The organism is Sporomusa sp. (genome assembly GCF_035561255.1).
GTDB lineage: Bacteria > Bacillota > Negativicutes > Sporomusales > Sporomusaceae > Sporomusa.
Window position 1 is genome coordinate 1 of record NZ_DATMXX010000334.1, and the last position, 7,257, is coordinate 7,257.

Genomic DNA, 7,257 nt, shown 5'->3' on the forward strand with positions numbered 1-7,257 from the left:
TTTTTATACGTTTTGTCTCTAACTATTGGACGTTCGGGATGGAACAACGCTTCCCCCATGCGGCATAATGCTGACAAGAAAGTCCTGCCGGCCGAGTTTCTCCGCCGCAAGGTTTAACGCAGCCTCCAGTGAAGCCGTGAACAACATGCCCGCCTTTTCAAGGAAATACTTATTCTCAGGCCGCGAGACGACAATAACCGGTGTTGCTTTGGCGATAAATCCCAGCTTTAAGGCAACAAAGCCAGGTACTGTAAAATTCTCTCGCAAGGCAGCCTCCCGGCCGTGGAGCGTAGGATAGTCAAACCATTGGCTAAAGTCAGGTGGATCACTGATTTCCCGGCATTCCATAACCACAATTAGAATACCGCCTTCCCTGACAGCCAGACAAGCATTCTCAATGGCCTTGGATGCCTGATAAAAGTTGATGTCTTTGGGATAGCCACCTGCTGATGCGATGACAACATCGGCTGGCACAGCAACCCGTACACCCGCAATTTCTGCTGCTTTTTGACAGCCTAACAGCCACGCCGCATGCCAGTGACCGGCAACAAACGAAGCAAAGTCTCCTGCTGCGGTAAAGACGGCATTAAGGAGAAAAGCCGGGTTAACCATAGCGGCGATTTCGAGCATGTCAAGATGCATGCTATTTGTAGTAAGATTGCCCTGGCAGCATTCCGGGTGAGGGCCGGATCCCATCTCTGGGCTTAAACAAAGCCGGTGATTCGCCTGGATTGTTTCATAACCGGCAACACCAGGGAGGATTGCTTTACGTCCGCCACCAAAGCCAGCCATCGAGTGATAGGTAACGCCACCGGTCAGAATGACTTTATCGGCATTGACGACATGGCGGTTAATATACACCTCGGTCCCCCGGCTAGTGCAACCAACATGAACAAAATCCCTATTATCCAGCGCACAGCTTTGGATAATAGGTATCCGGCTAACCACCTCATGCCCATAGGTCAGCTTATTGTCTTCCATTGTATGATGTCGATGCGCGCCCAGCGCTGTCACCAGTGTTATATTATTATCAGCAATGCCTGCGTCATTGAGTTCATCAAGCAATACCGGCAGAAACAGGTCATGCCGCACCCATTGCCTGGTAATATCTGAAGCAATAATCACAGTTTTGTCACCCGGTTGTATCACATCCCGTAAGGCCGGTGAGGCAGTAGGGTTGTTAAGAACCTTGCGGACAGCTTCAGAAACATCTTTAACAGCCGCCGTTTCACGACCTTCAATAACCTCGATCAACCGCTCTTGTGGAAGACTAAGCGTAAGCTCCTGCAACCCAAAAGCTAATGAGAATTGTTTCGTCATATGTAACTCCATTCAAACAGGATTTATAACTCTATTAATTCTGCCGTTTTTTCTTTTATCCCTTTTTTCGCTAAAGTAAAAAACAAAAAAAAAAATTACGGACTGCATTATAGCAGTCCGTAATAGATATACGTTTATAATTAATCTTCGTAACTCTGAGCATAGGCCACTTGCAATACTTCGTCAGGAAGTTCTTTTTCCCAACGGGCAACAACTACGGCAGCTACGCAGTTACCGATCAGATTACAGGCCGTACGGGCCATATCCAGGATGCGATCAACACCAAGAATAATGCCAATGCCTTCAACAGGCAGGCCAAAAGCGGCGGCAGTACCGGCGATAACGATCAGGGATGCGCCAGGCACTGCGGCAATACCTTTAGTGGACAACATCAGCGTGAGGACCATAAGAATCTGCTGTGAGAGATCAAAGGGTACACCATATACTTGAGCAATAAACACTACCGCCAAGGCACTATACAGGGTCGAACCGTCAAGATTGAAGGTATAACCGGTCGGAAGCACAAAAGTGATAATATGCTTAGGCACACCAAACTTCTCTAGTTTTTCCATTGCAATTGGCAGCGCGGCTTCACTGGAGGCCGTCGAAAAGGCAATGAGGATTGGCTCTTTCAAAGCCCGCAGCAAATGGAAGAAGTTTACGCGGATAATAAAGGAGGCACTGAACAATACCAGGAAGACGAAGGCAATCAAAGCAAAATATAGTGACCCAATCAGTTTAGCCAGCGGGATCAGCATACCCAGACCAAATTTGCCAACAGTAAAGGCGATAAGGGCAAATACACCGATCGGAGCAAGCTTCATAACATACCAGGTAAACTTGAACATAATCTCGGCCACGCTGATACACATATCGACTACCGGTTTACCTTTTGCGCCCATAGCAGCAGCAGCTACACCAAAGAAAGTCGAAAACAGGATGATTTGAAGCATGTCACCGCGGGACATTGCATCAACTATATTAGTAGGCACAATATTAACAAGCATTTGTGTCATATCAATGGTCTTCTTGGCGGCAGCAGCAGCAACGCTGGCGTCACCTGCGGTAACATTAACACCTACCCCAGGCTGGAACACGTTAACAACAACCAGACCAACGATAAGGGCCAGGGTTGTGGCAAGTTCAAACCAGAGAAGGGCTTTAGCACCCAGGCGGCCAAGCTTTTTGAAGTCGCCGGTGCCGGCAATACCCATAACCAGGGAGCTGAATACCAATGGGACGACAATCATCTTAATCATGCGGATAAACATATCGCCAACAGGCTTAAGCTCTACAGCATATTTAGGGAAGGCATAGCCAAAAATCACACCAAGAATAAGACCGATAAAAATTTGAGTTGTTAAGCCCATGCCTTTTTTGGGGGCAGTTTGAGCGTGAGACATACATATTACCTCCTTTTTTAATTATCTTCAATGATCTTTCAGAATTTAATGTAAATGGATCTCTATAAAAAACTACAGAAACAGACACAAAGTTTCAATACAAGATAACAAGTATACATAATACAATGACCCCGCTATGCGGGGTCATTCAGCAGCAAGAAATAATAGTCCTTCCAAGAATTTCTTGATATTAATTTTGCCGTGGTAGGTGCCTTTTCCTTGAATAAAAGCCATTTCTTGCCTGATCTCTTTAAAATCAAACAAAGCACCACTGTAAACCTCAAATTTATCGTTGTGATAGTCCTCAATACCCATATTGGCAACATTCTGCATAGCCTTGGCAATTGCCCGCCGTACCCGCTGCTCAATTGTCTTGACGTCCTGGCCAATCGCCTGCGACAGTTCATTATACAATTCATGCAGTTGGTAAGCCTGATTGTCACCACCTGTTAACCGGGCGTCCACCAGTTGAATCAGCTGGTGAATATTTTTAGCACCAGCCTCACCAATAATGCCAAGTTCTGAGAACATCCGGTTAATCCGGTTCTTTTTAGCATTATCATCCGAATCAGCCGTCTTTACTACCGGATTACCGTATCTGGCAGTAGTTTGGGAAATCAGCGACATCACTGCTCTCAGCCGTCTGCTTTCCTCAACCTTGCGGATGACTGAGATAATTTCCAGGACATTAATCGGCTTATGAATATAAAAGTCAATACCTGTTTGATATGCTTTAGTGATCATGGGCTGGCTGGTACTTTCAGAAACCATAATAAAAGAAGTGGCCAAGCCATTTTCCCGCATTTTCCTAATCAGTTCTACCCCGTCCTGGCCTGGTAAAAGCATATCAACCAAAGCCACATCTGGTGCATACTCAATAATGAAAGCCTCAGCTTTAAGACCGTCACCACATTCGGCTACGACCGTCCCCAGTTGATATTTATCAATAATGTTGCTGATAATCTTCCGGACACTGACATCATCTTCAATAATTACAAACCGCATGAATTTCCCTACACCCCTATCAAGTTTGCCAGCCTTCCGCCTGTTCAGCCCTGGTTACTGCCAGTTTAGCCAGCGGCAATGCGACAGTAAATACTGTTTTCCCGGGTACCGATATGACAGTAATCTCACCACCCAGGAGCTCTGTCAGATTTTTGACATGACTTAACCCTAAGCCTGTTGACATTTGCCCTGTAACCTCAGAAAACTTCGTTGAATACCCTGGTGCAAAGATGAGTTCCTGGTCTCCGTGACGAATGCCTGGTCCATTATCGGCAACCGTGAGTACCAATTTACCCCCACTGCAAAGCCCGGTTACAGCAATAACACCTGCGGACTGGGCGGCTTCAGCCGCGTTGGTAATCAGATTATCCAGGATAGAAACAATGGCGTAATATTGGTCAGTAACCAATGTGCCTTCATAGTCAAAGGTAATTGTAACCGGCTTGTCCAAACTACTAATATATCGCCTAGTATTTTGCTCAACAATCTGAAAAAATTCGTCTAACGGCAGGCCTTCCTCACTAACAGCCACATCAAGAATTTCTTCAATCCCGCGTGTTACACGGTAATAATCTTTTTTCACCTCATGGATGTCACGGGCAATGGCCAGTGCCCGGGCAGCAGGCGAGTCTGACTGGGCTAACTCGCCCGGATTTGCGGCATTAAGGGTTTGATAAAGCGTATACCCCTTTTCCATAACCAGTTCAATATCTCCGGATGATTTTTTAAGGTAAAACAACTCGGCCTTAAGCCTGGCAATAATTAAGATCAGCTCAGCATAACGGGCGGCGTGATCCTCAGCCAGCACAAAGTCCCGGTAGCGTTTTAACGAATAATAACCAGCCACCGCCAGTACCGCGCGGCCAATCCCTACTGATACCACACTTGTCAATACTGTCTCCAGACTACGACCAGACAATTCCCAGCGAATAATTAATTCAACACAGTTGCTGGCAATATCGCAGATGCTTAATAACAGTACCAGCGCCGGCACATTGCCGGTGTAGTCCCGTACCCTGAGTGCTTTAAATAAAAGGCCGTAAGTAAGATAATAACTAAAAGATGGCAGGTTATGCAAGGCAGCATTCAGCAGTGTTTCATTAATAAAAGGATATTTAATAGCCGTACGGAACAGCAGGATCAGGCCGCCGGAAGCTGCCGCCACCCGTACAATGGGCAAACGTTCAAAATATAAGAGCAGTGTGGCGAGTACTGCCACACTGAGCGTAAAGCGGAAATAGCCGTCAAAAGGGTAGGTAAATACCAATCCGGTTATGCTGACCAATAGGACGATATGCGGTATCATATGTTCATAGCCCGCCGGTACGATTGCGGTAAATAGTGAGGAAATCCTCCAAAACCCTGGCTGTCAGTCCCCAGATAACATAGTGTTTATACTGATAAAACAATACTTTATATTTCGATCGCCGCCGGTAGCCCTGAGGATAGTCAGGCGGAAAAAGGTCAAACGGAAAACCGGTCAGCGGCTTGGTGGCCATCTCCATCGACGCCACCTGCGGCTTGTTATTGAGCAAAAAATCCAGCGGAACCGTAAACACCTCTGCCACTTCGTCCGCGTTGGGCGTCAGCGGCTGCGCTGTAGCTATATGTACGGCGAAGGGATAGATCATAACCCCAATAGGACTAACAATAATATCGAGCGCACCCAGTACCTCGATGTCTTCGGGTTGTACGCCCAGTTCCTCAATCGTCTCCCTTACAGCAGCAGATAACGGGCTGCTATCAGAGGCCTCAATCCGCCCACCGGGAAAACAAATCTCACCAGGCTGCCACTGCAGTGTACCTGATCGCACCTCAAACAAAACAGCCGGCTGTCCGTCTATGTCAACCAGCGGCACAGTGACGGCGGCCTGCAGGTAATCATCAGTGTTGGCAATCTTCACTGAATGGCCGTGTAACGCTGCAGCCACTTGTCTTCTAACTTTTTTGGTATCCATAACATCACCTAAAACTCTATTTTTCCCGCCAAACCGGGTGTGACAACTTTTTTTCCGTCATTGGTAATAAAAAGGGCTTCGGTACCAGGATATTGCTTAAGTAATTCCTGGCCTTTCTCGACTCCAAGAACAAACATGGCTGTACTTAACACATCGGCATGACTGTCCGAATTGGAAACAATAGTAACACTAGCCACTTCCCGCGGTTGGGTACCTGTACGCGGATCTATAATATGAGCATATCTCACATTGTCTTTTATAAAAAACCGCTGATAGTCGCCGGAAGTCTCAAGTGAATCCCACTCTGTCAGCGCAACCTTTGCAGCTAAGCCTTCCATATCCCGGGGATCCTGCACACCCACACGCCACGGCTGCCCATCCGGCCTAGTTCCAATAACCCGAACCTCACCGCCGGCGTTTACCAGCGCAGACTTTATCCCTTTGGCCTTTAAGACCTCAATCGCCCTGCGATTAGCATAGCTTTTGGCAACTGCCCCCAAGTCAATGCTCATACCGGCCTTGGGTAAAAACACAGTCCGTTCTTTGTCATCAATCTCCAGCAAACGGTAATCTACCAGCAGCCGCGCCGCTTCGATCTCTGGTTGGCTGGGCACAAACTCACCCTTGTGGCCTACACCCCAGAGCTCGGTGAGTGCACCGATAGTTACGTCCAACGCACCGCCAAGCTGCTCCGAACGGCTGCGGGCCAGCTTGAGCATAGTAATGACGTCAGCATCAACCTGCACCTTGGCTTTTCCTGCCGCCTGGTTAATCTTAGTTACCTGGCTATTGTCATCAAACCGGTTGGTCAGTTCGTTAATTCGTCGAAACTCGTCAAACGCGGCTTTAACGGCCGCTTCATTGCCCTGGCCGTAGGCCGTAATATCGATTATGGTATCCATAAGAAATTGTGTTTCTTTGTAGGGCTTAGGGGCAAATAATGAGCCTACTCCACAACCTGTACTAAGCACGACAAGGATAATCACCAAACAGCTACTTATTAGTATGCGTTGTAAGCCCTTCATCAATAACAGCCTCCGGATACATATTATTCTAAAGTACCTCCATATTATTCTGTCCTAATAACTAAAAACCTGCAAAAAAAATAAAGCTTCCGCAAAATTGCGGCAACTCACCAGCGGCAGCTTGTTGTTATCAACTGCAGGCATATATAAAACAGCCACTACAATTCACCGAAGTGGCTGTTCTACCATTTGCTGATTAAAGAATTTCAAATACCTTATTTAGACGGGTCAGCTCAAATAATTCCTTCACAATTCCTTTAATTCCTTTGATCGCTACACCACCGCCGTTCTGTACAGCCCGTTTCTGTACAGCGACCAGCACACCCAAACCGGAACTGTCAATATAATCGACATTCTGCATGGTTATGATAAACCGTTTAAACCCCTTATCAATATACTCAATTAATTTTGCCCTAATAGCGGTGGCTTCTTCCACATAAATGCTGCCAGTAAGTGTAACATGTACTTCATTATTTACCACTGAAAATTCTTGGAGCATGCTCTTCCTCCTCTTTCGAAAAAATCATACTTACTCTATTGCTATTA

General features: G+C 46.6%; 7 protein-coding genes. All 7 read right to left on the reverse strand.

What is annotated here, in order from left to right; all coding sequences use genetic code 11:
- Nucleotides 1-18: 18 nt before the first annotated feature.
- Complete coding sequence (gene larA, locus VN379_RS18625) at nucleotides 19-1,320, reverse strand: nickel-dependent lactate racemase (protein WP_325536578.1); 1,302 nt, start codon at nucleotides 1,318-1,320, stop codon at nucleotides 19-21.
- 140 nt (nucleotides 1,321-1,460) lie between these two features.
- On the reverse strand, nucleotides 1,461-2,723 hold the full coding sequence (locus tag VN379_RS18630; RefSeq protein WP_325536580.1) for a dicarboxylate/amino acid:cation symporter: 1,263 nt from the start codon (nucleotides 2,721-2,723) through the stop codon (nucleotides 1,461-1,463).
- A gap of 144 nt (nucleotides 2,724-2,867) precedes the next feature.
- Entirely contained in the window at nucleotides 2,868-3,728 is an 861-nt protein-coding gene (locus VN379_RS18635) for a response regulator (RefSeq protein WP_325536581.1), read from the reverse strand.
- Between the two features lie 19 nt (nucleotides 3,729-3,747).
- Nucleotides 3,748-5,034 carry a sensor histidine kinase gene (locus VN379_RS18640; RefSeq protein WP_325536583.1) on the reverse strand — a complete coding sequence of 429 codons (1,287 nt, stop codon included), beginning with the start codon at nucleotides 5,032-5,034 and terminating at the stop codon, nucleotides 3,748-3,750.
- A gap of 4 nt (nucleotides 5,035-5,038) precedes the next feature.
- A complete protein-coding gene (locus tag VN379_RS18645) occupies nucleotides 5,039-5,686 on the reverse strand; it encodes a CoA pyrophosphatase (protein WP_325536585.1) in 648 nt (215 codons plus the stop codon).
- Nucleotides 5,687-5,694: 8 nt separating this feature from the next.
- A complete protein-coding gene (locus VN379_RS18650) occupies nucleotides 5,695-6,711 on the reverse strand; it encodes an FAD:protein FMN transferase (RefSeq protein ID WP_325536587.1) in 1,017 nt (338 codons plus the stop codon).
- Between the two features lie 196 nt (nucleotides 6,712-6,907).
- Entirely contained in the window at nucleotides 6,908-7,210 is a 303-nt protein-coding gene (locus VN379_RS18655) for an STAS domain-containing protein (protein ID WP_325536589.1), read from the reverse strand.
- Between the last annotated feature and the right edge of the window lie 47 nt (nucleotides 7,211-7,257).

Coding starts and splice junctions, on each gene's coding strand:
- VN379_RS18655 (WP_325536589.1), bottom strand. CDS start 7,210: ATGCTCCAAGAATTTTCAGTGGTAAATAATGAAGTACATGTTACACTT.
- VN379_RS18645 (WP_325536585.1), bottom strand. CDS start 5,686: ATGGATACCAAAAAAGTTAGAAGACAAGTGGCTGCAGCGTTACACGGC.
- VN379_RS18635 (WP_325536581.1), bottom strand. CDS start 3,728: ATGCGGTTTGTAATTATTGAAGATGATGTCAGTGTCCGGAAGATTATC.
- VN379_RS18640 (WP_325536583.1), bottom strand. CDS start 5,034: ATGATACCGCATATCGTCCTATTGGTCAGCATAACCGGATTGGTATTT.
- VN379_RS18630 (WP_325536580.1), bottom strand. CDS start 2,723: ATGTCTCACGCTCAAACTGCCCCCAAAAAAGGCATGGGCTTAACAACT.
- VN379_RS18650 (WP_325536587.1), bottom strand. CDS start 6,711: ATGAAGGGCTTACAACGCATACTAATAAGTAGCTGTTTGGTGATTATC.
- larA (WP_325536578.1), bottom strand. CDS start 1,320: ATGACGAAACAATTCTCATTAGCTTTTGGGTTGCAGGAGCTTACGCTT.